Raw genomic sequence first — 24,271 nt, forward strand, 5'->3', positions numbered from 1 at the left:
TAAACGAGGAGCACATCTAATGAATCTGACTGTGAACGGCAAGCCCGCCACCATCGCCGAGGAGACCCCGGTCTCCCTCAACTACCTGCTCGAAGCACTAAAGGTCGAGCAGCGCGAGTACGTCACCGTGGAACTAAACGGCGACATCATGGATCGCGGCGACTTCGAGGGGACCACGGTCAAGGACGGCGACAGCATCGAATTTCTTTATTTCATGGGCGGAGGTAGATAGTGAAGCTCACCGAAGAGCAGATTAACCGGTACTCGCGGCACATCCTTCTCAAGGAAGTCGGCGGCAAGGGGCAGCTCAAACTGTTGAACGGCAAGGTGCTGGTAATCGGTGCCGGCGGCCTCGGCTCCCCCATCGCGCTGTATCTCGCCGCGGCCGGGGTGGGCACCATCGGCATCGCGGACGCCGACCAGGTCGACCTCTCCAACCTGCAGCGCCAGATCATCCACAGCACCCCGGATGTGGGCAAGGCGAAGGTGCTTTCCGCCAAGGAGAAGATGCTCGCCATCAATCCCGAGCTGAACGTGGTCACCTACGAGACCTGGGTGAACGCGGAGAACATACTGCCGATGATCGCCGATTACGATTTCATCATCGACGGCACCGACAACTTCGCGGCCAAGTTCCTGATCAACGACGCCTGCGTCCTGGCCGGCAAGCCCTACTCCCACGGCGGCATCCTGCAGTTCGACGGGCAGACCTTCACCGTGACCCCGGGCCAGTCCCCCTGCTACCGCTGCGTGTTCCCGGAGCCGCCGCCGAAGGACGTCATTCCGACCTGCTCCCGTGCCGGCGTGATCGGCGTGCTTCCCGGCGTCATCGGCACGCTGCAGGCCACCGAGGCGATCAAGTTCCTGCTCGGCGCCGGCGACCTGCTGCACGGACGCCTGCTCACCTACAGCGCCCTGCGCATGCGCTTTCGCGAGGTGCCGATCCGGAAAAACCCGAAGTGTCCGATCTGCGGCGACAACCCGACCATTACTGAGCTGAAGGATGAGCTCGATGCCCTGACCGTCTGCGACCTGGGGCACTAAGATGCTGGAGATCCCGAGGGAGATACTGGACGCGGTGATCGCGCAGGCGCAGGAAGGATTCCCGCTGGAGGTATGTGGCCTCATGGGAGGGACGGCGAGTCGCGTAACGAGCCGCTATCCGATGACCAACACCGACGCGAGCAACGAGCACTTCATGATGGACCCGAAGGAGCAGTTCGCCGCGGTTAAGGCTATGCGAGCCGCGGGCGAGGAGATGCTGGTCATCTACCATTCCCACCCGGAGTCCCCCGCCCGCCCCTCGCAGGAAGACATCCGCCTCGCGCTGACCCCCAACGTCTGCCACCTGATCGTGTCGCTCGTAAACCGCGAGGAGCCGGTGGCCAAGGCTTTCAGGATCAGCGCGGGGAACGTGGAGCCGGTGGAAATCGTAACGGCAAAGGCAATTTAAACAGGGATAAAAGGGATAAAGGGGATAACGGCAACACCTTACTTAAGGGTTGCGACGCCTGAATCCTTGTTTTTATCCCTTGGATCCCTTTTATCCCTGTCAATGGTTTTAAATCTAGGAGAGAAAACGTGGCTGAACCGAAGATCGATCTGAAGAACCTGAAGGCCGGCGGCTTCATCAAGGAGCGCGGCAAGGACCTGTTCACGGTACGCCTGCGCGTGCCCGGCGGCAGGATGTCGGTGGACCGCCTGTCCAAGATCGCGGCGGTGGCGCAGAAATACGGCAAGGGGTACGTGCACCTGTCGGTGCGCCAGTCCATCGAGCTGATCAACATCAACTTCGCCGATTTCGACGCGGTGGTCGCCGAACTGGGCGAGGAGCAGCAAAAGGTCGCCTCCTGCGGCGCCCGCGTGCGCGTCCCGACCGCCTGCGGCGGTTGCGAGTACAACCCCAACGGGCTGGTCGACACCCAGAAGTCGGCGCTGGAGGTGGATCAGAAGCTGTTCGGCACCGCCACCGGACACCACAAATTCAAGGTCGGCTTCGCCGGCTGCCCCTTCGACTGTCCCAAATCGGCCACCAATGACGTCGGCTTCCAGGGCGCTGTCTGGCCCAAGCTCGACGCGGACGGCTGCATCAGCTGCGGGCTGTGCGCTAAGTCCTGCACCGAGGGAGCGCTTTCCATGGGCGCGGACAACAAACCGGTCTTCGACGCCGCCAAGTGCATCTACTGCGGCGACTGCATCAAAGTCTGCCCGACCAGCGCCTGGAGCGCGGAGAAGAAAGGGTACACGGTAAGGATCGGCGGCAAGTGGGGGCGCCGTCCCCTGATCGGGACCCTCTTCGCCACCTTCGTCCCTGAAGAGCGCGTGGTGGACTTCATCGCCTGCGTCCTCACCTGGTATCAGGAGAAGGCGGAGGGAGCCGGGCGCGTGCGTTTGGGCGACATCATCATCCGCGAGGGGTGGCAGTCGCTGTTGGAGCGCCTGCGCAGCGAGTTCCCGCAGTACGTGGTGCAGGAAACCATCGCGCCGCACGTCATCCAGAACCAAGTGCCGCTGCCCGGTCAGCAGGCTTAAAGTAAAAAAAGAGGAACTGCCATGCAAACCATAGATCTTAGGGGTGTCACCTGCCCTACCAACTTCGTGATGGCCAAGCTGGAACTTGAAGACATCGAGGCGGGAACCACGATCGAGTTTCTCCTCGACGACGGCGAGCCTGTCAAGAACGTCCCCAGGAGCCTGAAGGACGAAGGGCACAAGCTGCTCGCCCTGCAGGAAAAGGACGAGTACTACGTGCTCACGCTGGAAAAGGGAGAGGACTAACCCCCCTTCGCCAAGGCTACCCACCTCCGCCAAGGCTACGGTGGGTAAACTCCACTAGAAGGTTGGTGACGCGGCTCACATGCAGCTAGGTACTAGGTACAACGGAAAGAAAGATGTCTGAGAAGAAACGTATTGTTGTGGCAATGAGCGGCGGCGTCGATTCATCGGTGACCGCCGCTCTTCTGAAGGAACAGGGGCACGACGTCATCGGCGTCTCGCTGCAGCTCTACGAGCGCCCCGAACAGACGCCGTCGGGCGGCAAGACCTGCTGCTCCCTCACCGACGTCATGGACGCCGCGCGCGTCGCCAAGCGCCTGGGGATCCCGTTCCAGGTGGTGGACCTGCGCCAGCGCTTCAAGGAACTGGTGATCGACGATTTCGTCTCGGAGTACCAGGCAGGCAGGACCCCGAACCCCTGCGCCCGCTGCAACGAGAGGATCAAGTTCGGTCTGCTCCTGGAGATGACCGCCACCTTCGACGCCGACCTCCTTGCCACCGGACACTACGCCCGCATCGAGCCTGACGCGTCTGGCATCTACCGTCTGCACAAGGGGCTCGATCCCCGCAAGGACCAGACTTATTTCCTGTTCGGCATGAAGCAGCAACAGCTCGCCCGCACTATTTTCCCGGTGGGACACCTGGAGAAACCCGAGGTGCGGCAGCTCGCCGCGCGCTTCAACCTCCCCGTGGCGCAAAAGCAGGAAAGCCAGGAGATCTGCTTCATTCCCGACAACGACTACGTCCGTTTCCTGGAAGAAAGCGGCGTCACCCCGCGCGCGGGCGAGATCGTCGATGGTGACGGCAAGCCGCTTGGGCGTCACGACGGCATTCACCGCTACACGGTGGGACAGCGGCGCGGCCTGGGCATTGCGTGGAAGCAACCGCTCTACGTGACAGGGATCGACACCGAGAACGCGCGAGTCGTGGTGGGACCGAAAGAGGATCTGCAGCAAAGTGTCCTCTTCGCCGACCAGCTCACCTGGACCGACAGGCCCATCACCGGGACGTTCCACGGCACCTGCAGTATCCGCTACCGCCAGCAGCCGGTGCCGTGCCGCGCGGAATCGTGCCCGGACGGCAGGCTGCGGGTGGAGTTCGACACACCGCAGGCAGGGGTCACCCCGGGACAGGCCGTGGTGCTCTACGATGGGGACATGGTGGTCGGCGGCGGCTGGATCCTCTAGGACCACCAGGCGCCCTTCAACTGAGGCGGCGGAAGGACGAGGCCTTGATGACGGCGTAGACCTGGGTGCGCGCCTGGATGGCAAGATCGTCCGCGGCCTGCACCACCACTTCCGCGATCAGCGTTTCGTGCCCGCAGCGCAGTTCCACCCCTACCTTGTTTCCCGAGGGGAAGGTATCCATCACCGTGCACTTGAGCAGATTGCGCGCGCTCACCGCCTCGGGGTGCCTGGTGAACAGGATAATGTCCCGGGAGGAAAGCTCGAACACCGCCATGGGCTCGTCATCCCCCGCAGAAACGAAGATCTCCTCCATCCCCCACCGGTATACGTAGAGCCCCCCCATCTTGCGCAATTTCTCCACCTGCAACAGGTTGATGTAGCCCACCTGGCTCTGCCCCATCCGCTCCCGGGCCAACTGCTCCGGCGTGGTCTGCCCGAGCACCCTCCCCCCACCCATGGCCAGCACCTGGTCGGTCAAAAGCCGTATCTCAAGCAGGGAATGTGAGATGAAAAGGTAAGGAATCCGAAATTTTTCGCTGGCACGTTTCAAGTAGTGGATGATCTGCAGCTTGAGGCCGTCGTCGAGCGCGGACAATGATTCATCCATGAGCAACAGGCGCGGGTTGGCGAGGATTGCTCTCCCCAGGGCCACCCTCTGCTTCTCGCCGCCGGATAGCCGGTTGACTCCGCGCTCGAGCAGGCCGTCCAGTTGCAGCACGGAGACCAGGCTCTTCACGTCGATCTGCCGGTGCCGGGGCGGACAGCGCCGGTAACCGTAGATGAGGTTCGCTTCCACGCTCAAGTGCGGGAAGAGGCAGCTGTCCTGGAGCACGATGGCGACCCGACGCTGCTGCGGCGGGAGGTTGATGCCGCGCTCGCTGCTGAACAGGCAATCGCCGTTAAGAATGATCTCCCCGTGGTCCGGCTCCAGAAGGCCGGCGATGAGGCTGACCATCGTTGATTTACCGCTACCGGACACGCCGAAGATACCCACCTGCTCACCCGCTATCGTGAAGTCTGTCTTCAAGTCGAAGGAACCGGGAAACTTCTTGGATATAGCCATGTTCAGTTCCATGTCATTGCCTCCTGGCCAGCTTCCTGGTGAGACTCTCGTGAACCAGCAGCACCAGCACCGAAAGGGCAATGGCGACGCCGCACAGGGCCAGCGCGGCACGCTCGCCACCGGGCGCACCGGCATAGTCATAGATCGCGAGCGGAATGGTTTGCGTGATCCCGGGTATGTTGCCGGCGACGATGATGGTCGCCCCGAACTCTCCCATGCTACGGGCGAACATGAGCGAAGAGCCGGCAACGATGCCGGGGCGTGACAAGGGGAGGATCACGGTCAGCAGCGAATCCAGCGGCCCCGCTCCAAGGGTACGCGAGGTCTGGATAAGACGACCGTCGATTGATTCCATGGCGAGACGGATGGAGCGCACCAGCAGCGGGAAACCGACCAGCGCGGATGCGAGCACCGCAGCTTTCCAGGTGAAGATGAGGCGGATCCCGAGGGGCTCAAGCACCGGGGCAAGCCAGCCGTTCTTCCCCAGGGCCACCAGGAGCAGGTACCCCATGACCACCGGGGGCAGTGTGAGTGGGAGGTTCACCAGCACCTCCAGGAGGACCTTCGCTCTGAACTTGAAGAAGGTCATCAGGTAGGCGTAGAGAAAGCCAAAGGGGAGACTGAGCAGGGTCGCGGTGAGGGCGACTTTGATGGAGAGGACGATGGCATCGGAATCGGGACTGCTCAGGATCGGCATGGGTCACCTCGCTGTGATGCCATCCTGGTAGCAGGTTTTGTTCCAGATAGGGTAAACGGTGCAAGTGGCGCGGAGACGGGCGATTCAGTGGACTGCGGATCGGGGAGCTGCGGCAGGTTCAGGCGGGACTGCTGAAATTTGGGGCATTACGGCTGCGTTGCAGGCAGAATTCAAAAGCAAATCCCCCCTGTCCCCCCTTCGCAAAGTGGGGGACGCGTGGGCAAGGGCGGTGGTTCGTGGATGAAGAGCGCGGCTGCGGCGCAAAGCCCCCCGTCCTCTTTCGCGTCAGGCACCGTTGGCAAGGAGGGTGCCGCGCAGCAGTTCGCGGGTGCCGGCTTCCCCAAGCACCGATTCGACTACGGCGTACCCGGCCGTCAGCATCTCCCATAGCTTTTCTCCGCGGTGGGCGTCGCTGCCAAAGCAGGAGTACAGGCCGTGCCTCAGGAACAACAGGGCGCGTTCGCGCACCTCGTAGCCATAGTACCCGGCGAAGCTCCCCAGGTTGCCCTGGAACCTGCAGCCGAGCCGCTTGAGCTCCACGATCTCCGAGCCCTCATCGATTTGGGGTTCGGGTTCGTTGCCCAGCACCATGGCGAGCGCACCCCACAACCCGCCTCTCGCCCTAGCGGGATCGAAGGCGCTGCAGCGCTCCGGATGAGCGATCAGCGGCGCGAGACCGTGGCTGGCGAGGGTTTGTACCATGGGACGCAGCAGTTCGGGACCAGAATGAAAGGGGACTTCGACCAGCAGGTAGCGGGAGTTCCCCGCCCTGAGTGCTGTCGGAAGCATCTCGGGAAGATACTGGTCCAGGTAGTGCTCGTTGCCGGGAACGAGGCGCAGGTGGATCCCCTCGTCATCTAAACGCCTCTGCATGAGTTGCACGGCTCGAATAACCCGGGCCGGTTCATTCTCATAGCCTCCCCGGATCAGGTGCGGCGTACAGTGGACGGTGGCGAAACCGAAGCTGGAGAGTGTGCGCGCCATACTGAGCGACTCTCTCAGGTTGACTGCACCGTCATCAAGCGCCGGCAGCAGATGGCAATGGAAATCGGTGAACTCAGATGTCATGCAACATTCTGTAACACCTGTTCGGCATGAAGTCAAAGAACGAACTGCATGACAGCGCTCTGAAAGAATAGTGGAGACAGTTAGTGAATCCCTTGAAACGCCTTGCCATCAGCAATGCCCCCGGTAGAATTATCCTTTGTGCGAGGAGGTGCTGTGGCAAACAACTTCCTGAAAATCTCGCGACTGGACCAGTTTCTGGAGACGCTGCGCCTCTTCGGCGAATTGCATGCCCCCACCGTATCCGAGAGCGGCGTGCACCGCTTCTCCCCCCTTGAAGACCCAGACGAACTGCACCTCGACTACCGCCGTACCCAGATCCCCCCGAAAAAATACCTGTTCCCCTTCAGGGAAGAGATTTTGCACTACGGCGGGGGAGGCTACCGCGAGGGGCACTCAAGTGCTGGCGACCTCGTTATTTTCGGCGTCCACAGTTGCGACCTGGAAGGGATCGCGTACCTGGACCGGGTATTCCTCGCCGACCGCCCCGACCCCGGATACGCCGCGCGCAGGTCACGCCTGACGCTGGTCGGCATCGCTTGCGAGCCCGATGATTTCTGTTTTTGCACGGCAGCGACGGAATCGGCCTCCTGCGATCTCTTCCTGAGCGCCGGGCAGGATGGATACCATATCACTAGTTACAGCGCGCGGGGGTCGGCGCTCCTCTCGGCGGCAGATCACCTGCTGGAAGAAAGGGCAGCCCAACCGTCGCCGGCCATTTCCGGTCCCTGTTATCCGGCCCAGGATCCCGAACTGCGTTTCTCGGACCACCCGCTTTGGCAGAAGTTCGCCTCCACCTGCGTCTCCTGCGGGGCCTGTTCGGTCTGCTGTCCCACCTGCTACTGCTTCGACGTGCGCGAGTACCCCACCCTTTCCGGAGGCGGTACGCGCATCAGGGAATGGGACAACTGCCTGTTCGCCACTCACGGCGAGGTTGCCGGCGCCAACTTCCGTCCGGATCGGCTGGACCGGCTACGTTACCGTTTCCTGCATAAATACTGCGGCTTCACCCCGCTGCAGGGAATGAGCTCCTGCGTCGGCTGCGGCCGCTGCAAAGAGTTCTGCCCAGTCGACATAGACCTGCGCGAACTGACCGTGGCGCCCGAAAAGGTAGAGCCATGAAACAGCCTCAACACTCGCCCCACGTTCCCTACGCGGCCCACCTGATCGAGCGCCGTGACCTTTCCGAGGATACTGCCCTGTTCCGCATCGCCCCCGAGCCGGGGGCCCTTGCCGAGCTTTCCTCTTTCGTCCCAGGACAATTCGTGCAGCTCTCGGTGCCCGACGCAGGGGAAGTCCCCATTTCGCCGGCCGACCTACCCACTCCGGAGGGGACCCTGGAGCTGTGCGTGCGCCGGGTCGGGCACGTAACCGACCTGCTGCACAAACTCCAGCCCGGCGCCCCGCTTGGGGTACGCGGCCCCTTCGGCTGCGGTTTTCCGCTGCCGGAGATGGCAGGCCACCCGGTCCTGCTGCTCGCCGGAGGGCTCGGCATCGCCCCTTTACGTTCGCTGCTCATGCACCTTTTGCGGCACCGTGACGGTTACGGGGAGATCACCCTTATGTACGGAGCCAAGCAGCCCAAGCTCATGCTGTTCCGGCAAGAACTGGCGGCCCTGGCTGCCGACGGCGGAATGCGGCTCTACCTGACCGTTGACTTCGCGCCGGAGCAGCTGGATGGAAGCTTCTCCTGTGCGCTCGGCCTGTTGCCCGATCTCCTGAAGGGGTTCCGCTTCGATGCCGCCGATACCTATGCCGCCGTCTGCGGCCCCCCTCCCCTGTACCGCTGCCTGATCTCCGACCTGGAGGCGGGCGGGGTCGCACCGGATCGGATCCTGCTCAGCCTTGAGCGCAGGATGCGCTGCGGCGTGGGACGCTGCTGCCACTGCGGCATCGGGCAGAAGCTTTGTTGCCTGGATGGGCCCGTGTTCCGGGCCAGTGATTTGAAAGGGATACCGGAGGCGCTGTGAGACCTATGAAAGTCGCCATAACCGGGCTCACGGCCTGCTCGGGTTGCCAACTCACCTTGCTGAACTGCGAGGACGAACTTCCGGAACTGCTGGGCCTATGCGAACTGGTTTACTTCCCTCTCGCGGAAAGCGGCAACGTGTTGGACGCGCAGTTCGACGCCGCCATCGTGGAGGGGGCCGTGTCCACACCGAAGGACCTGGAACTCCTTTTCAGCCTGAGAAATGCGGCCAGGGTCCTGGTCGCCTACGGCACCTGTGCGCTTTTTGGCGGTGTCGCCGCCATGAATAACACGATCAGTTGCAGAAGGGATCTGCTGCAAACGGTATTCGGCGACGCAGTGCAACTGCCGGAAAGCTTCGCTCCCGCCCCCTTGGCCAACTATGTCAGCGTCGACGCTGCGGTAACCGGGTGCCCACCGGAAAAGCAGGAGATCATGGAGTTGGTGGCAGCCCTCGCGGCGGGGACCCTTCCGCCTGCCCGCTGCTACCCGGTCTGCACGGAGTGCCGCAGCCGCGAAAATCTCTGCCTGCTGCTGGAAAAAAGGGAGCTCTGCCTGGGACCCGTGGTGCAAGGGGGGTGCAATGCGCGCTGCCCCGCCACCGGGATCGTCTGTGAGGGGTGCCGGGGACCGGTGCGGGAGGCCAACGTGGCCCAGGAACTGGAACTCCTTTTGGAGCGGGGGTTCGGCAGGGAAGAAGTCGAACGGAGAATGAGCCGTTTCAAGCCGGGGTGGAATTATGGGCAGCGTCGTTGAGATAGCGCCTCTGACCAGGCTGGAAGGTCACGGCAGCGTCCGGATCTATCGTGAGGGATGCCGGGTGGAGCGTGTGGAACTGAACTTCATCGACTCCCCCCGCCTCTTCGAGGCACTCCTGATAGGGAAGAGCTTCGCCGAGGTGCCGGAGATCATCTGCCGCATCTGCGCCCTCTGTTCCACGGTGCACAAGGTGACCGCGCTCCTCGCGGTGGAGGATGCCTTGGGCATCGAGGTCTCAGAGGTGACCGCCCTCACCCGGGAACTCATGCTGCAGGCCGGGATGATCCAGGACCACGCGCTGCACCTGTACTGCTTGGTGCTTCCCGACCTGCTGGGTGTGCGCGGGGTGGCGGAACTGGCCAGCGTGGCGCCCGAGCTGCTCAAGGCCGGACTGGCAGTCAAGAAGGCCGGCAACACGGTCCTGGAAACCGCTGGCGGCAGGCTGATCCATCCGGTCAACATCTGCCTCGGCGGACTCGGCCGCAGCCTCAACAAAAAGGAGCTGGTGCGGTTGAAGGACGAACTGCAGCAGGCGCTCCCGGCGGCGCAGGAGGCGCACCGCCTTTTCAGCACCCCCTTCCCTTTTCCCGAACTTCCCGAACCAGCCTTTCTCGCCCTGCAGCCGTCCGACCGCCCGCTGGGCGCCAGGCTTTGCCGTATGGCCGATGGACCTACGTTCCCGCTGCGGGATTACCGGCAGCACGTCGAGGAAAGGGTGGTGGGCTATTCCAACGCCAAGCTCTCCACGGTGCAAGGGAAGGAAGCCACGGTGGGCGCCTTGGCCCGGCTCAACCTCGACCCCGACCTGGAGCCGCTCGCCGCCCAGCTTTTCGCGACCCACAAGCGAGAACTGGTCGGCAAGGACGTGCGGAGCAACAACCTGGCCCAGGCCATAGAGATGTGCCACGCCATCGAGCGCGCCCTGCGCCTGATCGACCGCCTGATCGAGCTCGGTCCCCAAAGGGCAAGTGCCCCCGCAATCTCCCCCCGTGCTGCGACGGGGTCTGCGGCGTGCGAGGCACCGCGCGGCACCCTGATCCACAGCTATAGTTTCGATGCTCAGGGTCTCTGCACCATGGCCGACGTGATCACCCCCACCGCCTTGAACCAGGGCGCCCTGGCCCGCGACCTGCTGGCGCTTGCGTGCGCCATGGAGGGGGAAGAGACCACCCGCATGACCACCGCGTTGGAGCGGCTGATACGCTGCTACGACCCCTGCATATCCTGCTCGGTACACCTCCTGACTCTCTAGCAGCGTTGCATATGTGACCCCCGTCACACTACTTCGCCTTTATCGTCCGCCTGCCGCAGCAATATTCGTTGCACCTTTCAGCTTGCCGTAGCGGAATTATCCTAAGGCAACTGTCATACCAAGAATTAACGAAAGTGGTATGACAGGCCATGGTCGAGCGTTACTGAGCCAGGCAAAATTGGCGAAATGACAGCGGCTTTTACGCTCTGACCGATCAAATAAAGTTGCTATTTATCAGCATCTTAGATCAGATGAAATTAATCTCATGTTCATCTTGACACTCATAGTCCGGTTGTTAGACTTGGGTCAAGCTTTAGCATGTGAATGCGAGCGGCTCTGGAATACTCGTTGCGCATCCGTTTGGGTCCCTGACTACCTTATTTATCAAGATGTCCCTGGTTTCAGTCGTGGTGTGCAAGCCCTCAACAAGGCAGAGGGAAGCCTGAAGCGTCTCACCGGGGTATGTTGCGACACTGGTCAGTAATCCAATCTCCACCGTGGCGGTATTCCGGAGCAAAAAAAATTGGCGTTAGTCGGGACAACGCTGAAAGCGACTTATCTCATCCGCCAGGCGCCTGCGCTTGAAAAAGGGAAGCCGACCGGTACGCGTTGCGAGGAGGCACCGACCACGCAGCAATCGGCCGCGAAGCTTTACCGACGGATTGGTAGAAAGTGCCCCGATCTAACGCCAATGCAGCGAAAAGGCCCATGGAACACCATGGGCCTTTTTTAGTGCGCGCGAGCCACTGTGGCGCGGCAAAGAGAGCGGGATGCTGCATGGATACGCGACAGGACTGCTTTATCTAAGTAGCTATATTTTTATGATAAATAATGTCACACATCTTCCACAACTGCTGTGGAAAAGTCTGTGGGTAACCGCCCCAGGAACGGAAAAAACCAACGTGACCATCGCTAATGATAGCGTTTTGCCCTCTTTTTAGGCAGCCACATTACGCGCACGAAAAAGGCGTGACAAACGCCACGCCCTTTCCCATCGGCACCGGTTTGCGCACCGGTTATTCCACATGCACCTTCCGGAACCGGTCCTTGATCACGTCGGTTTTTTTCAGCGCCCTGATTTCCAGGATGCCGACCCGGAAACTCGCCTTGACCGTATCGGTAAGGATCGCCACCGGCAGACGGCAGGTCCTGAGGAACGAACCGTAGGACCGCTCCATGCGGAAGTAGTCCTTCTGATCGATGCGCTGCTCCTGCCCCTTTTGGCCGGAAATGGTGACGCTCTCCGGTGAGAGTTGCACGTCCAGGTCTTCCCTTTTCAACCCCGGGATTTCAGCCTTCAATACCACGGAATCCCCATCCTCATAGATGTCGATGGGCGGGTTCAGGTCCTCTATCTGCTCTCCGGACATCCTCTGGGACCAGAGGTGGAAGAAGGGCTTCTTGAACACCTCGTCGAACAGGCGGTCCATCTCGGCCGTCGGCGAGAGTTGCCGCTCGTCCTGGTCCTCCCGGCGTCCCATCTGCGGGTGCCGATCAGCCTGGCGCCGGTCCTCACGCTTTAGCAGGTCGCTTTCCTTTTCCAGCATCGCCGCACCTCCCACTCGTTTTTTGGAATGGGAAAACACTAATGCGGAGCCGTGAATTGTCAAGAAAGCGCTGTCAGGGCGGCGGGGCCTTCGGGTAAAGGCGGGCGAATGATTATTCGCCCCTACAGGATAATCACCCTTTTAGCCCGGTCTCCAGGTTGGGGTACAGCAGGGTGATCCCCAGGTCCTTCAGCATCTTGCTGCTGTCGACGACGCGCCCCTCGGAGAAGTAGGAGATCATGAGCGGGGTCATGAGTTGGCGCGCCTCGGCCATGGTCACCTGCCGGGGCCTGGGGAGCCCAAGCTTGTCGGCGGCGGCATTGAAGTAGGCGGTCATGGTGCTGGGGGCGCCGTCACTCACATTGAACACGGCACCGTCCTCTCCGCGTTCGAGGGCGGCGAGACAGATGCGGGAGAGATCGTCGGCGTGGATCCTGTTGCTGGGGAGCGCCTCCTCTTCGCGGAGCACCGGTTGGCCCGTGGTGAGCTGGGTGACCGGCAGTCGGTCGGCCGCGTAGATGGCCGTCACCCTGAGGACGACCACAGGGACTCCGCGCTCGCGTCCCCAAGCCTGCAGCAGGCGCTCGGCGTGCAGGCGTCTTTTGCCGCGCGCGGTCTGAGGATCGGGCTCGGTCTCCTCGGTAACCACCTCGCTCCCCCCGCCGTAGACGCCGCTGGTGCTGATATAGACTACCTTGGCGGGCTCTTCGCCTGCGCCAATGCCGGCGAGAAAATTGCGCATCCTGGTGTCTTCGTGGCCGCCTCCCGGCGGCGGCGCGAGGTAGATGACACCGGCGCCGCGGGTGGGGAGTCCGGCCAGCGTCTCCGGCTCATCAAGGTTGCCGCTGTGGTGGCGCACCCCGTCCAGCGGGGCTTCGCCCCTGTTGAGGGTGCTGACGCTCATTCCCTGCGCAAGTGCCAGTGCGGCCACCCGCCGGCCGACGGTGCCGCACCCGATGATCAATAACTGTTGCATGTGAGACCTCGTGCCATGGAGTTGCGCTGCGGCAGGCGCAGCAGCCTCCCTTTTCTACCAGAAACCCCGCCGCTATGTCAGCAAAAAACCCGGTCGCCCTCCCCGCCACTCCCTCTGATTAATGTAAAAAACTTTTAATATGCTATGTTTTTGGTTTCGACGGAGGTAAGGCATGAGACACCGCACCGGTACCTTTATCGCGCTGCTACTCTTCACTGGTCTGGCCACCGGGGCGTTGATGCCCAAACCGCCTCCGGTCCATATCGAGCAGGAGGAGTTCCTGGAAGCCGACGACTGGTTCCAGGCCGGGGTGGAATTGAACAGCGAAGGAAGCTACCGCGAGGCGACCGAGGCTTTCAGCAGGAGCGTCACCCTGGCGCCCAGCAATCCGCTCGGTTGGCTGAACCTGGGCACCTCCCAGGCATTGATCGGCGACTACGGCCACGCCATCGACTCTCTTAAGAAATCGGTGCAACTGGATCCTTCCCTCGCACTTGGCTACTCCAATCTGGGTGAGGTCTGTTTTAGGGCTGATCGCTATAAGGAGGCAGTCACTGCCTACACTATCGTGCTTAAGCTGTGGCCGGGCAATGCCAATGCACTGTACAAGCTGGGACTGTCTCATCTATTGCTCGATGAAGCAGATAAGGCACAAGGAGAGTACCTTTCATTGAAAATGGTGGATCCGGAACTGGCGGAAAAACTGCGTCGTGCGATAATTCAGGGTGCTGGTAATTGAAGGGAGGACACCATGCGTTATTCGGCGTTGCTTACCGACCTGTACGAGCTCACCATGTTGGCGGGATACCATGACCAGGGCATGCACGAGCGTCCCGCCGCCTTCGATCTCTTTTTCCGCAACAACCCGTTCCGCGGCGGCTACGCCGTCTTCGCCGGGCTCGACAACGCCCTTTCCTTCCTGGAAGATCTCTCCTTCGATGGTACCGAACTCGCCTACCTGGAGAGCCTGAAGATCTTCAAGCCGGCCTTTCTCTCCTACCTCTCCGACTTCCGCTTCAGGGGCACCATCACCGCGCCTGCCGAAGGGACCGTCGTTTTTGGAGGCGAGCCGCTGCTCACCGTGGAGGGGGGCCTCGCCGAAGCTCAGTTCGTGGAGACGGCACTTCTTAATATCATCAACTTTCAAACCTTGGCGGCGACCAAGGCGGCGCGTATCAAGGTAGCGGCTGGGGACGCCACCGTGCTCGAATTCGGACTGCGCCGCGCGCAGGGCCCAGACGGCGGGCTCTCCTGCGCCAGGGCCGCCTTCATCGGCGGCGTGCGCTCGACGAGCAACGTGCTGGCCGGGATGCAGTATGGCATCCCGGTGCGCGGCACCCACGCCCACAGTTGGATCATGGCCTTTCCTGACGAACTCACCGCCTTCCGCACCTACGCGGACCAGTTCCCGAACAGTTGCGTCCTGCTGATCGACACCTACGACACCTTGAAGAGCGGTCTCCCCAACGCACTCGTCGTAGCGCGCGAACTGAAGGAGCGCGGCTACCACCTGGCCGGCGTCCGCATCGATTCGGGAGACCTGGCCTACCTCTCCCGGCAGGTCCGAGCCGCCTTCGACGAAGCCGGATTCCCCGAGGTGCAGATCGTCGCCTCCAACGAGCTGGACGAAAACGTCATCGAATCGATGCGGCGGGAAGGAAGCAGGATCGACATCTACGGAGTTGGCACCCGCCTCGCCACCTGCGCCGGCGTAGGAGGCGGAGCGTTGGGCGGCGTGTACAAGCTCGTGCACATGGACGGCGAGCCGAAACTGAAGCTTACCAGCGACGTAGCCAAGGCCACCCTGCCGGACCGCAAGAAGGTGCTGCGCGCCATCGCCCCGGACGGCACCTTCATCCTGGACCTGATCGCGCTTAAGGACGAGGAGATTCTCCCCGGCGCGCTGGTCTTCGATCCCGCCAACCCGGTGCAGCACGTCCGCATTCCGGAACAGGCGCGGCTGATCGACCTGCGCCAGATGGTGATGAAAAACGGCAGCAGGTGCGCACCAACACCAGACTTGGAAAGCAGCGCCGACCTCGCCGCCCAGCAACTGCAACTCCTGCCGGAAGGATGCCTGCGCCTGGTGAACCCGCACATCTACAAGGTCTCCATAAGTACCGGTGTCAACACGCTGCGCCTCAAACTGATGAACCGGGTCCAGAGCAAGTACCGCAACTAGCGCCGGATGACCGCTACCCGCGGCTGCCACCGGCAAAGGAGGTACGCGATGCAACGCAGAGCCGCTTTGCTCGTGGTCGACGTACAGCTCGATTTCTGCCCCGGAGGCGCCCTGGCCGTCCCGGACGGCGACCAGGTGTTGCGGCCGCTGAACCGTTACATGGAGCTTTTCAACCTGAGGAGCGCACCTATCTTCGCCTCCAGGGATTGGCACCCGGAGCAGAGCAAACACTTCCGGGAGCAGGGCGGGGTTTGGCCGCCCCACTGCGTACAGGGGACCCTCGGGGCGGATTTCCACCCGGGGTTACGACTGCCGGAAGGAACCATCGTCATCTCCAAGGGGATGGCCGCCTGGGACAACGGTTACTCCGCACTGCAGGGGGTCACGGAAAACGGCACGCCGTTCGCCATGCTGCTGCGTCGCATGGAGTTGGACCGGCTTTACGTCGGAGGGCTGGCGACGGATTACTGCGTTAAGGAGTCGGTGTTGGACGCGCTCAGGGAGGGGTTCGGGGTCACGGTACTGACCGACGCCATACGCGGCGTAGAGGTGCAACCAGGCGACTCGGAACGCGCGCTGCAGGCGATGCTGACAGCAGGCGCCAGCCAGGCGACCTTCGCCTCGGTACGCAGTTCCCTGCAGGCTGAAGGAGAAACGCGCCCGCCGGCCTGAACGCGTTAAAACTACAGTTTTTGCAGGCATTTTTATACCTGCGCCATACAAAAATATGCTCCCGGCAAAATTCAGTGCCGATGGGGCATTTTTTTTTGACACCGTCCGGGAAACGCGCTAGATTACGCCACATTAAAAACTGCTAGCGCGGGAGCTTACGATGATTAAGACGAACAATCTCAAAGTAAAAAGCATCACCCCGATCATTGCACCGACCGATCTGAGGCAGGTTTTCCCGATCTCGGGGCAGTCCAGCGCCTGCGTGACTGAAAGCCGTGCGGCCATCTCGAAGATTCTGAGGGGCGAGGACAAGCGGCTCATGGTCGTGGTCGGCCCCTGCTCCATCCACGATCCCAAAGGCGCCCTTGAGTACGCCGAAAAGTTGGCGGCCCTGGCCAAGGAAGTCTCCGAGGAGCTGCTCCTGATCATGAGGGTCTACTTCGAGAAGCCGCGCACCACCGTCGGCTGGAAGGGACTCATCAACGATCCCGGCATGGACGGTACTCACCTGATTTCCAAGGGACTGGGCATCGCCCGCGGCCTTCTGTGCAGCGTGACCGAGATGGGGCTCCCGGTCGCGACCGAGATGCTCGACCCCATCACGCCGGAGTACCTGGCTGACCTCCTCTCCTGGGGGGCCATCGGGGCAAGAACCACCGAATCGCAGACCCACCGCGAGATGGCCAGCGGCCTCTCCTTCCCGATCGGTTTCAAAAACGGCACCGACGGTAACCTCCAGATTGCCATCGACGCCATGAAGGCCGCGCTGCATCCCCACAGCTTCCTGGGCATCAACCGCGACGGTCTCACCTCCATCCTTCAGACCACCGGCAACCCGGACGTGCACATGGTGCTGCGCGGCGGCAACAAGAAGCCCAACTATTCGCCGGAGGATATCGCCAAGTCCGAGGAGATGCTCTCCAAGGCCGGGCTGAACCCGACCCTGATGGTGGACTGCAGCCACGGCAACTCCGAGAAGAAGTTCGAGCGCCAGACGGAGGTGTTGAAAAGCGTGGTCGACCAGATCGCCGCCGGCAACCGCTCCATCTCCGGGGTGATGATCGAAAGCTACCTGAAAGAAGGGAACCAGCCGCTGCCGAAGAACCTCGCCGAACTGACCTACGGCGTCTCCATTACCGACAGCTGCATCAACTGGGAGACTACCGAAAAGGCCCTGCGTGAGGCGCACCAGAGGCTGAAGGCGTGCGGCGGAAGGAAGATAGCTTAAACCCCGGAACACAGAGGACACAGAAGTAAGCCGCCCCCTGACGTTGCGGATGCCCTGTAGGGGCGAATAATTATTCGCCCAGCGCTGGTGCCCCAAAGGATGTCTTTCCCGGAATCGAGCGCCATCGTGGCGCGGATAAGGGGGGCGAATGATTATTCGCCCCTACAGAACCAGCCAATTGGTGCTGACGACCAATAAAAAAGGCCCCCGAGCTTGCGCCGGGGGCCTTTTCTTTTCCTGCTGTCTGTCCCGCTTATTTCGCGGTGATCAGGTAGAGCGGCTTGACGAAGGTGGCGTCGGTGGCTTCCCTCACCTCGTCGACCACACCCGCCGGGACAGCGGAGTCCAGCGAGAGAATGACCATCGCTTCACCTTTCTTCTCGCGACGACCAAGGTTCATGGCGGCGATGTTAATCTCGTGCTTGCCGAGGATGGTGCCGATCTTGCCGATGATGCCCGGACGGTCGCCGTAGGCAAGCAGCAGCATGTGCTCTTCCGGACGGAAGTCCATCTGGTAGTCGCGCAGCTTGACGATGCGCGGCACGCCCTCGAACACGGTGCCGGAGATGAGACGCTTCTCGCCCGGGCCTTCGATGCTCACGGTGATCAGGTTGGAGAAGTCCTCGGACTGGGTGGACTTCACCTCTTCGATCACGATGCCCATGTTGTCCGCCACGAGTTGCGCGTTCACCATGTTCACTTCCTGCTCCACCCTGCGGTTCAAGAGCGACGCCAGGCCGCACACGGTGATCGGGGTGCAGTCGTACTGCGCCAAGCCGCCGGTGTAGGTGAAGGTGATCTTGTTCAGGTTGGTGTCGGCCAACTGGATGATGAAGTCCGCCAGCACGTTCACCAGGTTCAGATAAGGACGCATCTGCCCCATGAGGGAAGCGTCGAACTTGGGAATGTTGATGGCGTTCTCGATGGGCTGCTCGTCCATGTAGCGCAGGATTTCCTTGGCCACGTCGACGGCGACGTTCACCTGTGCCTCGAAGGTGTTGGCGCCCAGGTGCGGGGTGACCACCATCTTTTCGTGGGCGATCAGCTTCTTGAGGATCTCGGAGTCGGGCGGCTCCTGGCTCCAGACGTCAAAGGCGGCGCCGGCGACACGGCCGGAGTCGAGGGCTTCCAACATTGCCTCTTCGTTGATGATGCCGCCGCGCGCTGCGTTGATGATAATGACGCCGTCCTTCATGCCGGCCAGTTCCTTCTTGCCGATCATGTTCTGGGTCTCGCTGGTGAGTGGGGTGTGGACGGTGATGATGTCGCAGTTCTTGATGATCTCGTCGAGGGTGACCAGCTTGACGCCCAGGTCATGAGCGCGTTTCTCGGCGATGTACGGGTCGCAGGCGAGCACTTCGCACTCAAACGCCTTGAGGCGGGTGGCGACGCGGCCGCCGACCTTGCCCAGGCCGATGACGCCGGCGGTCCTACCCTTAAGCTCGAAGCCGGTGAAAGGAGCGCGCTTCCAGGCGCCGCCCTTGAGGGAGCCGTTGGCCTTGGTTACGTTGCGGCAGAAAGAAAGCAAAAGCGCCATGGCGTGCTCGGCCGCGCTGTTGGTGTTGCCGAAAGGTGCGTTGACCACGATAACGCCCTTGGCAGAGGCGTAATCCACGTCGACGTTGTCGACGCCGACACCGGCGCGGGCGACGAGCTTCAGGTTGGTCGCATGGTCGAGCAGGGGCTTGTCCACGGTGGTACCGCTTCTGGTGATGATAACGTCGTAATCACCAATGATCGAGTAAAGCTCCTCTTTCTTCAGTCCCAGCTTGATGTCCATCTGCACGCGCGGGTCGCGCTGCAAAATCGCCAGTCCTTCCTGAGCCACCTCATCGGTTACGATAATCTTCATTGCCACTCCTTTGTTTAGGTTGGAAACCGGTTCTGCGTTCAACGTTCGCCGTTGTACGTACTCATTTACTGTTCGCTACTATGTCTTGTCCTCATGGAACTTGCCTTGTGCTTCAGACCGGGTGCGGATACTTGGCCAACTGGAGGAAGCGGCGCACCTTGTCCGGATCCTTCTTGCCGGGGGACGCTTCAACGCCGCTGGAGACGTCCACGCCGTAGGGGCGTACCCGCAGCACCGCTTCCGCGACATTGTCGGGGGTGAGCCCGCCGGCCAGGACGATACGCCCATGCTCCTTGGCGGCAACGGCGCAGTCCCAGTCAAACACCTCGCCGGTCCCGCCATAGGCGTGGGGCGAATAGGCGTCGAGGAGATAAGCAGCCACCCGATACTCCGACAGCGGGGTCAGGCTCTCCGGCCCGCGCACGCGGAACGCCTTCATTAGCCGGCGGTTGACCAGTCGGCAGTACTCCGGGCTTTCCTCACCGTGCAGCTGGACGATGTCCAAGCCGCAGCAGTCGGCGGTGCTGTTGACCACATCGAGATCGGCATTGACGAAAAGACCGACCACCTGGACGAAGGGAGGGAGCTTGGCGATGATCTTCTGCGCGGCCGCCGCTCCGATGTAGCGGGGGGACTTGTCGAAGAACACGAAGCCGAGCGCGTCGGCCCCGGCATCGACGGCCATCAGAGCATCGTCCTCCGATGTTATGCCACAAATCTTCACCTTTGTCATGCGCGTATACCCTTAAAATTACTCAACTTACAAAGCAAAACCGTTAGCCACGGAGAAAATCTGAGGACTTCTGAGAAAACCAGAAAGCTCTTTCTGGGAAAACTCCAGCCAGCTCTCTTTTGCCACCCCGTACCACTTTTCTGTTACAGGCATACCTTCGGCAGACGCTCCAGGGATTGACGGATCATCTCTTCGGGGTACTCGAAGTCCTCGAGATGGCCGGAGAGGTAGGCGTCGTAGGCGCCCATGTCGAGTTGGCCGTGACCGGAAAGACCGAACAGAATGGTCTTCTCCTTCCCCTCTTCCTTGGCGAGCACCGCTTCGTCGATGGCGGCACGCAAGGCGTGGGAGGACTCCGGCGCGGGGACGATTCCCTCGGTCCTGGCGAAGAGGAGCGCACCCTCGAAGCAGGCGTTCTGCTTGTAGGACTTCGCCTCGATCTCGCCGGCGTGGTAGAGCTGCGAGATGAGCGCTGACTCGCCGTGGTAACGCAGACCGCCCGCGTGGATCCCCGGCGGCATGAAGTCATGCCCCAGGGTGTACATCTTGGTGATGGGCGCAAGCTTCGCGGTGTCGCCGTAGTCGAACGCGTAGACCCCTTTGGTGAGGGTCGGGCACGAGGCAGGCTCGACGGCCAGGCAGCGCACCTTCTTGCCGTTGGCACGGTCCGACAGGAACGGGAAGGCAAGGCCCGCGAAGTTGGAACCGCCGCCGCAGCAGGCGATGACCACGTCGGGGTAATCCTGGGCCAGCGCCATCTGCTCCTTCGCCTCCAGGCCGATCACAGTCTGGTGCAGGCAAACGTGGTTCAGAACGCTCCCGAGCGCGTAATTGGTGTCGTCATGGGTGGCAGCATCCTCCACCGCCTCGGAGATGGCGATACCGAGACTCCCCATGTTGTCGGGGTCGTGGGCCAGGATGCCGCGCCCGGCGTTGGTGAACTCGGACGGCGACGGGATCACGGTCGCGCCCCAGAGCTGCATCATGCTCTTGCGGTACGGCTTCTGGGTGCAGGAGACCTTCACCATGTAGATGGTGCACTCCAGGCCGAACATGGAGCAGGCCAGGGCCAGTGAGCTCCCCCACTGCCCGGCGCCGGTCTCGGTGGCCAGCCTGCGGATGCCGGCCTGCTTGTTGTACCAGGCCTGCGGGATGGCGCTGTTGGGCTTGTGGGAGCCCGCCGGGGAAACGCCCTCGTATTTGTAATAGATCTTGGCCGGGGTCTGCAGCGCCTGCTCGAGCCTGTGCGCCCTGAACAGCGGCGACGGGCGCCAGATACGGTATTTCTCGCGTACCTCTTCGGGAATGTCGATCCAGCGCTGGTTCGACATCTCCTGCTCGATGAGGGACATCGGGAAGATCGGGGTCATATCCTCCGGGGTGACCGGCTTCAGGGTCGCCGGGTTGATAACCGGCTGCAGCGGCCCCGGCATGTCGGGAATGATGTTGTACCACTGTTTCGGGATGCGGGACTCGTCAAGCAAGAACTTGGTATTCATAGCCACTCCTTTGTCAGTTGGAACATTTCAATTTTCAAGTTGTCTCTTGGGCAGAGAGGCAAATCCCCCCTGTCCCCCCTTCGCAAAAGGGGGGGACGCGGGTTCGCGTGCAGCGCTTATTGGCAACATGCTCGATGCGGTCTTTTAATCATCCCATCAAACTGGCGGAGGGGGCAGCCTCTTTCACCCCAGCAGTTCGGACAGCTTCGCACCTATATCGGGCTCACGCATCATGGACTCGCCGATCAGGAAGGCGTGTAGCCCTTGTTCGGTGAGGCGCACGATCTCGGCCCGGGTGTTGATGCCGCTCTCGGCGACGATGATCCGGCCGGCGGGAATCTGGGCGGCCAGACGCTCCGAAGTCGCGATATCGACCTTGAAGGTACGCAGGTCGCGGTTGTTGATGCCGATCATGCTGCAGTCGGTCTGCAAGGCCATCTCCAGCTCCCTCTCGTCGTGCACCTCGAGGAGCACGTCCATGGAGAGTTCCTTGGCCAAGCAGTGGAAATCGCGCAGCTGCGGCACGTCGAGCATGGCGGCGATGAGCAGGATGGCGTCGGCACCGGCGACACGGGCTTGGTAGATCTGGTAGGGATCGAAGATGAAATCCTTGCGCAAAAGCGGCAGCGAAACCTGCTCGCGGATCAGCGCCAGGTAGCTCAGGTGCCCCATGAAGAAGTGCTCGTCGGTAAGCACCGACAGGCAGGTAGCGCCGTTGTCCTGGTAGGTGATGGCGATCTGCAGCGGATCGAAGTCGGCGCGGATCAGCCCCTTCGACGGCGAGCCCTTCTTCACTTCGGCGATGATCGGGGTCCAGCCGGAACCAAGGGAGTTGAGAATGGCATTCTGGAAACCGCGGGGGGTGTCTTCGAGGTCAGCGAGGCGGTCCATGATCTCGTTGAGCGGAACCGCCCGCATGGCCTCCTCGAGCTCGCCTTGCTTGTAGTCGACAATCTTCCTGAGTACGTCGGGTACCTGGGTCATCAGCTATTGCACCTCGTTGGTGAGCGCAACCAGCCGCTCCAGTTGCTGCAAACCGCGCCCCGAGTCGATGGTCTCGGCGGCCAGCTTGATCCCTTCCGCGACGTCGGTCACCTTGCCGGTGGCCAGCAGGGCAAAGGCGGCGTTCAGAAGGACGATGCGGCGCTTAGCGCCGTCCTTGCCGGCCAGGATGTCCCGAACGATGACGGCGTTGCCCTGGGCGTCGCCGCCGTGCAGCTCGGTGAGCGGAGCGCGCTCCAGTCCAAACTGTTCCGGGGTGACCTTGTAGACCTTGACGCCGTCGGCACTGACCTCGCCGATGGTGCTCTCGCCGGTAAGGGTCACCTCATCCATGCCGTCACAGCCGTGCACCACGTAGCCGCGGCGGCAGCCGAGTTTTTTGAGAACCAGGGCCAGCTTCTCGACCAGTTCCTCGCGGTAGACGCCAAGCACCTGGCAGTCGGCGTTTGCGGGGTTGGTGAGCGGGCCCAGGATGTTGAAGATGGTGCGGACGCCGATCTCGCGGCGGGGGCCAATGGCGTGCTTCATGGCACCGTGCAACGCGGGGGCGAACAGGAAGCCGATGCCGATTTCGGAGATGCACCTTTCCACGGTTTCCGGAGTCACGTCCAGGTTGACGCCCAGCGCCTCGAGGACGTCGGCGGAGCCGCAGGAGGAGGAGACAGCGCGGTTGCCGTGCTTGGCGACCTTGACGCCGCAGGCGGAAACGATGAAGGCTACGGTGGTGGAGATGTTGAAGGAGTTGGTGCCGGAGCCGCCGGTGCCGCAGGTGTCGAGGATGGTTTCGCGATCGAGGTTGATGTCGTCACGGTCGATACCGAGGACGCTTTTGCCGACCCGGATAGGGAGGGCCCGGTCACGCATGACCCGCGCGGCGCCGGTGATTTCGTCGACCGTCTCACCCTTCATCCTGAGCGCGGTGATGAAGGACGCGATCTGGGCCGGGGTGGCCCCGCCGGACATGATCTGGTCCATCACCTCGATCATATCGGCTTCACTGAGATTATCCCGCTCCACAACACGTGCAATGGCCCTACGAATCATAGCAGCTCCTTTTAAACGGAAATCAAAGAGACAAAAAGCAAAGCCAACCACAGAGGACTCAAAGGGGCTCAGAGTACACAGAGTAAAAGCTTATAGGTATTTCTCTGCGCCCCCTGTGATCCTCAGTGACCTCTGTGTTCAGGCTTCAGGTTTTACTGCCGGGACATCTTCAGGAAGTTGCCCAAAAGCTCCATGCCGCCCTCGGTGAGGATCGACTCCGGGTGGAACTGCACCCCCCAGATGGGAAGCGTGCGATGGCGCATCCCCATGATCTCCCCCTCGGCGACCCACGCGGTTATCTCCAGCTCGGCCGGCAGTGTGTCGCGCTCCACGACCAGGGAGTGGTAGCGGGTCGCGGCGAACGGGTTGGGAAGCCCCTCGAAGAGCCCTTTGCCATCATGCAGAATGGGCGAGGTCTTGCCGTGCATCAGCGTGGCGCTCTTGACGATGTTTCCGCCAAAGGCGTACCCGATGGACTGGTGACCGAGGCAGACTCCGAGGATGGGGATCTTGCCGGCGAAGTGGCGCACCACCTCGACCGAGATGCCGGCCTCCTCCGGGGAACAGGGTCCGGGTGAGATCACGATACGATCCGGGGCAAGGGCTTCGATCTCGGCAACGGTGATCTTGTCGTTGCGGTAGACCTTGACCTCCTCACCCAGCTCGCCCAGGTACTGCACGATGTTGTAGGTGAAGGAGTCGTAGTTGTCGATCATCAGGAGCATAGCTGGGAACCTGCTGGAGTCGAAAGGCGGTCGTCGAGCGACCG

At 61.9% G+C, this 24,271-nt stretch carries 25 protein-coding genes and 1 other RNA gene; 15 read left to right on the forward strand and 11 right to left on the reverse strand.

Annotated elements, in window-relative coordinates; genetic code table 11:
* The first annotated feature begins 19 nt into the window (after positions 1-19).
* The 6 genes from thiS (at position 20) to mnmA (ending at position 3,962) form a co-directional block, all read left to right on the forward strand.
* Positions 20-232, forward strand: a complete 213-nt coding sequence (gene thiS / locus JFN90_RS02785) for a sulfur carrier protein ThiS (protein ID WP_199393582.1) — start codon at positions 20-22, stop codon at positions 230-232.
* Positions 232-1,044, forward strand: a complete 813-nt coding sequence (locus JFN90_RS02790) for a HesA/MoeB/ThiF family protein (RefSeq protein ID WP_199393583.1) — start codon at positions 232-234, stop codon at positions 1,042-1,044. Before thiS ends, JFN90_RS02790 begins: the two co-directional genes overlap by 1 nt.
* Position 1,045: 1 nt before the next feature.
* Entirely contained in the window at positions 1,046-1,453 is a 408-nt protein-coding gene (locus tag JFN90_RS02795) for a M67 family metallopeptidase (RefSeq protein WP_199393584.1), read from the forward strand.
* A gap of 128 nt (positions 1,454-1,581) precedes the next feature.
* Positions 1,582-2,532: a 4Fe-4S dicluster domain-containing protein gene (locus JFN90_RS02800; protein WP_199393585.1), complete on the forward strand. Its 951-nt coding sequence runs from the start codon at positions 1,582-1,584 to the stop codon at positions 2,530-2,532.
* A gap of 21 nt (positions 2,533-2,553) precedes the next feature.
* Positions 2,554-2,778, forward strand: coding sequence for a sulfurtransferase TusA family protein (locus JFN90_RS02805; RefSeq protein ID WP_199393586.1), 225 nt, complete (start codon positions 2,554-2,556; stop codon positions 2,776-2,778).
* Between the two features lie 113 nt (positions 2,779-2,891).
* The gene (gene mnmA / locus JFN90_RS02810; protein ID WP_199393587.1) at positions 2,892-3,962 is read left to right on the forward strand and encodes a tRNA 2-thiouridine(34) synthase MnmA; all 1,071 of its coding nucleotides are present in this window, start codon (positions 2,892-2,894) and stop codon (positions 3,960-3,962) included.
* 16 nt (positions 3,963-3,978) lie between these two features.
* Here the strand turns inward: mnmA and modC are convergent, their stop codons facing one another.
* The 3 genes from modC to JFN90_RS02825 all read right to left on the reverse strand — a co-directional run bounded on the left by modC (position 3,979) and on the right by JFN90_RS02825 (position 6,790).
* Positions 3,979-5,037, reverse strand: a complete 1,059-nt coding sequence (gene modC, locus JFN90_RS02815) for a molybdenum ABC transporter ATP-binding protein (protein WP_199393588.1) — start codon at positions 5,035-5,037, stop codon at positions 3,979-3,981.
* A gap of 1 nt (position 5,038) precedes the next feature.
* Positions 5,039-5,722, reverse strand: coding sequence for a molybdate ABC transporter permease subunit (modB, locus tag JFN90_RS02820; RefSeq protein ID WP_199393589.1), 684 nt, complete (start codon positions 5,720-5,722; stop codon positions 5,039-5,041).
* Positions 5,723-6,007: 285 nt separating this feature from the next.
* Positions 6,008-6,790, reverse strand: coding sequence for a tyrosine-protein phosphatase (locus tag JFN90_RS02825; RefSeq protein WP_199393590.1), 783 nt, complete (start codon positions 6,788-6,790; stop codon positions 6,008-6,010).
* Positions 6,791-6,943: 153 nt separating this feature from the next.
* Here JFN90_RS02825 and JFN90_RS02830 point away from each other — a divergent pair, with 153 nt between their 5' ends.
* The 5 genes from JFN90_RS02830 (at position 6,944) to ssrS (ending at position 11,286) form a co-directional block, all read left to right on the forward strand.
* Positions 6,944-7,909: a 4Fe-4S dicluster domain-containing protein gene (locus tag JFN90_RS02830; RefSeq protein WP_199393591.1), complete on the forward strand. Its 966-nt coding sequence runs from the start codon at positions 6,944-6,946 to the stop codon at positions 7,907-7,909.
* The gene (locus JFN90_RS02835; RefSeq protein WP_199393592.1) at positions 7,906-8,757 is read left to right on the forward strand and encodes an FAD/NAD(P)-binding protein; all 852 of its coding nucleotides are present in this window, start codon (positions 7,906-7,908) and stop codon (positions 8,755-8,757) included. The genes JFN90_RS02830 and JFN90_RS02835 overlap by 4 nt, the downstream gene beginning before the upstream one ends.
* 5 nt (positions 8,758-8,762) lie before the next feature.
* Positions 8,763-9,512, forward strand: a complete 750-nt coding sequence (locus JFN90_RS02840) for an NADH-quinone oxidoreductase subunit B family protein (RefSeq protein WP_215906681.1) — start codon at positions 8,763-8,765, stop codon at positions 9,510-9,512.
* Positions 9,496-10,767 (forward strand): Ni/Fe hydrogenase subunit alpha, encoded by a 1,272-nt coding sequence (locus JFN90_RS02845; RefSeq protein WP_199393594.1) that lies wholly within the window; start codon positions 9,496-9,498, stop codon positions 10,765-10,767. Before JFN90_RS02840 ends, JFN90_RS02845 begins: the two co-directional genes overlap by 17 nt.
* Positions 10,768-11,097: 330 nt before the next feature.
* Positions 11,098-11,286, forward strand: a non-coding RNA gene (ssrS, locus tag JFN90_RS22680) — 6S RNA.
* 497 nt (positions 11,287-11,783) lie between these two features.
* On the opposite strand, the gene JFN90_RS02850 is transcribed toward ssrS, so the two are convergent.
* Both JFN90_RS02850 and JFN90_RS02855 read right to left on the reverse strand, forming a co-directional pair.
* Entirely contained in the window at positions 11,784-12,314 is a 531-nt protein-coding gene (locus JFN90_RS02850; protein ID WP_199393595.1) for an Hsp20/alpha crystallin family protein, read from the reverse strand.
* 133 nt (positions 12,315-12,447) lie between these two features.
* On the reverse strand, positions 12,448-13,290 hold the full coding sequence (locus JFN90_RS02855; protein WP_199393596.1) for an NAD-dependent epimerase/dehydratase family protein: 843 nt from the start codon (positions 13,288-13,290) through the stop codon (positions 12,448-12,450).
* A gap of 172 nt (positions 13,291-13,462) precedes the next feature.
* On the opposite strand from JFN90_RS02855, the gene JFN90_RS02860 reads away from it, so the two are divergent.
* The 4 genes from JFN90_RS02860 to JFN90_RS02875 all read left to right on the forward strand — a co-directional run bounded on the left by JFN90_RS02860 (position 13,463) and on the right by JFN90_RS02875 (position 17,372).
* Positions 13,463-14,029 (forward strand): tetratricopeptide repeat protein, encoded by a 567-nt coding sequence (locus JFN90_RS02860; RefSeq protein WP_199393597.1) that lies wholly within the window; start codon positions 13,463-13,465, stop codon positions 14,027-14,029.
* Positions 14,030-14,041: 12 nt separating this feature from the next.
* Positions 14,042-15,472 carry a nicotinate phosphoribosyltransferase gene (locus tag JFN90_RS02865; RefSeq protein WP_199393598.1) on the forward strand — a complete coding sequence of 477 codons (1,431 nt, stop codon included), beginning with the start codon at positions 14,042-14,044 and terminating at the stop codon, positions 15,470-15,472.
* A 48-nt stretch (positions 15,473-15,520) separates the two neighbouring features.
* A complete protein-coding gene (locus JFN90_RS02870; protein WP_199393599.1) occupies positions 15,521-16,144 on the forward strand; it encodes a nicotinamidase in 624 nt (207 codons plus the stop codon).
* A gap of 160 nt (positions 16,145-16,304) precedes the next feature.
* Positions 16,305-17,372, forward strand: coding sequence for a 3-deoxy-7-phosphoheptulonate synthase (locus JFN90_RS02875; protein ID WP_199393600.1), 1,068 nt, complete (start codon positions 16,305-16,307; stop codon positions 17,370-17,372).
* A gap of 253 nt (positions 17,373-17,625) precedes the next feature.
* On the opposite strand, the gene serA is transcribed toward JFN90_RS02875, so the two are convergent.
* From serA to JFN90_RS02905, 6 genes are all read right to left on the reverse strand, one after another.
* Complete coding sequence (gene serA, locus JFN90_RS02880) at positions 17,626-19,224, reverse strand: phosphoglycerate dehydrogenase (RefSeq protein ID WP_199393601.1); 1,599 nt, start codon at positions 19,222-19,224, stop codon at positions 17,626-17,628.
* 112 nt (positions 19,225-19,336) lie between these two features.
* Positions 19,337-19,957: a phosphoribosylanthranilate isomerase gene (locus tag JFN90_RS02885; RefSeq protein ID WP_199393602.1), complete on the reverse strand. Its 621-nt coding sequence runs from the start codon at positions 19,955-19,957 to the stop codon at positions 19,337-19,339.
* A gap of 143 nt (positions 19,958-20,100) precedes the next feature.
* Positions 20,101-21,456 carry a TrpB-like pyridoxal phosphate-dependent enzyme gene (locus JFN90_RS02890; protein ID WP_199393603.1) on the reverse strand — a complete coding sequence of 452 codons (1,356 nt, stop codon included), beginning with the start codon at positions 21,454-21,456 and terminating at the stop codon, positions 20,101-20,103.
* Positions 21,457-21,639: 183 nt separating this feature from the next.
* On the reverse strand, positions 21,640-22,440 hold the full coding sequence (gene trpC / locus JFN90_RS02895) for an indole-3-glycerol phosphate synthase TrpC (protein ID WP_199393604.1): 801 nt from the start codon (positions 22,438-22,440) through the stop codon (positions 21,640-21,642).
* 3 nt (positions 22,441-22,443) lie between these two features.
* Entirely contained in the window at positions 22,444-23,502 is a 1,059-nt protein-coding gene (gene trpD / locus JFN90_RS02900) for an anthranilate phosphoribosyltransferase (protein WP_199393605.1), read from the reverse strand.
* 152 nt (positions 23,503-23,654) lie between these two features.
* Positions 23,655-24,227, reverse strand: coding sequence for an anthranilate synthase component II (locus JFN90_RS02905; RefSeq protein WP_199393606.1), 573 nt, complete (start codon positions 24,225-24,227; stop codon positions 23,655-23,657).
* Positions 24,228-24,271: the final 44 nt, after the last annotated feature.

Origin of the sequence: Geomonas propionica (assembly GCF_016458235.1) — a bacterium.
Classification (GTDB): Bacteria; Desulfobacterota; Desulfuromonadia; order Geobacterales; family Geobacteraceae; genus Geomonas; species Geomonas propionica.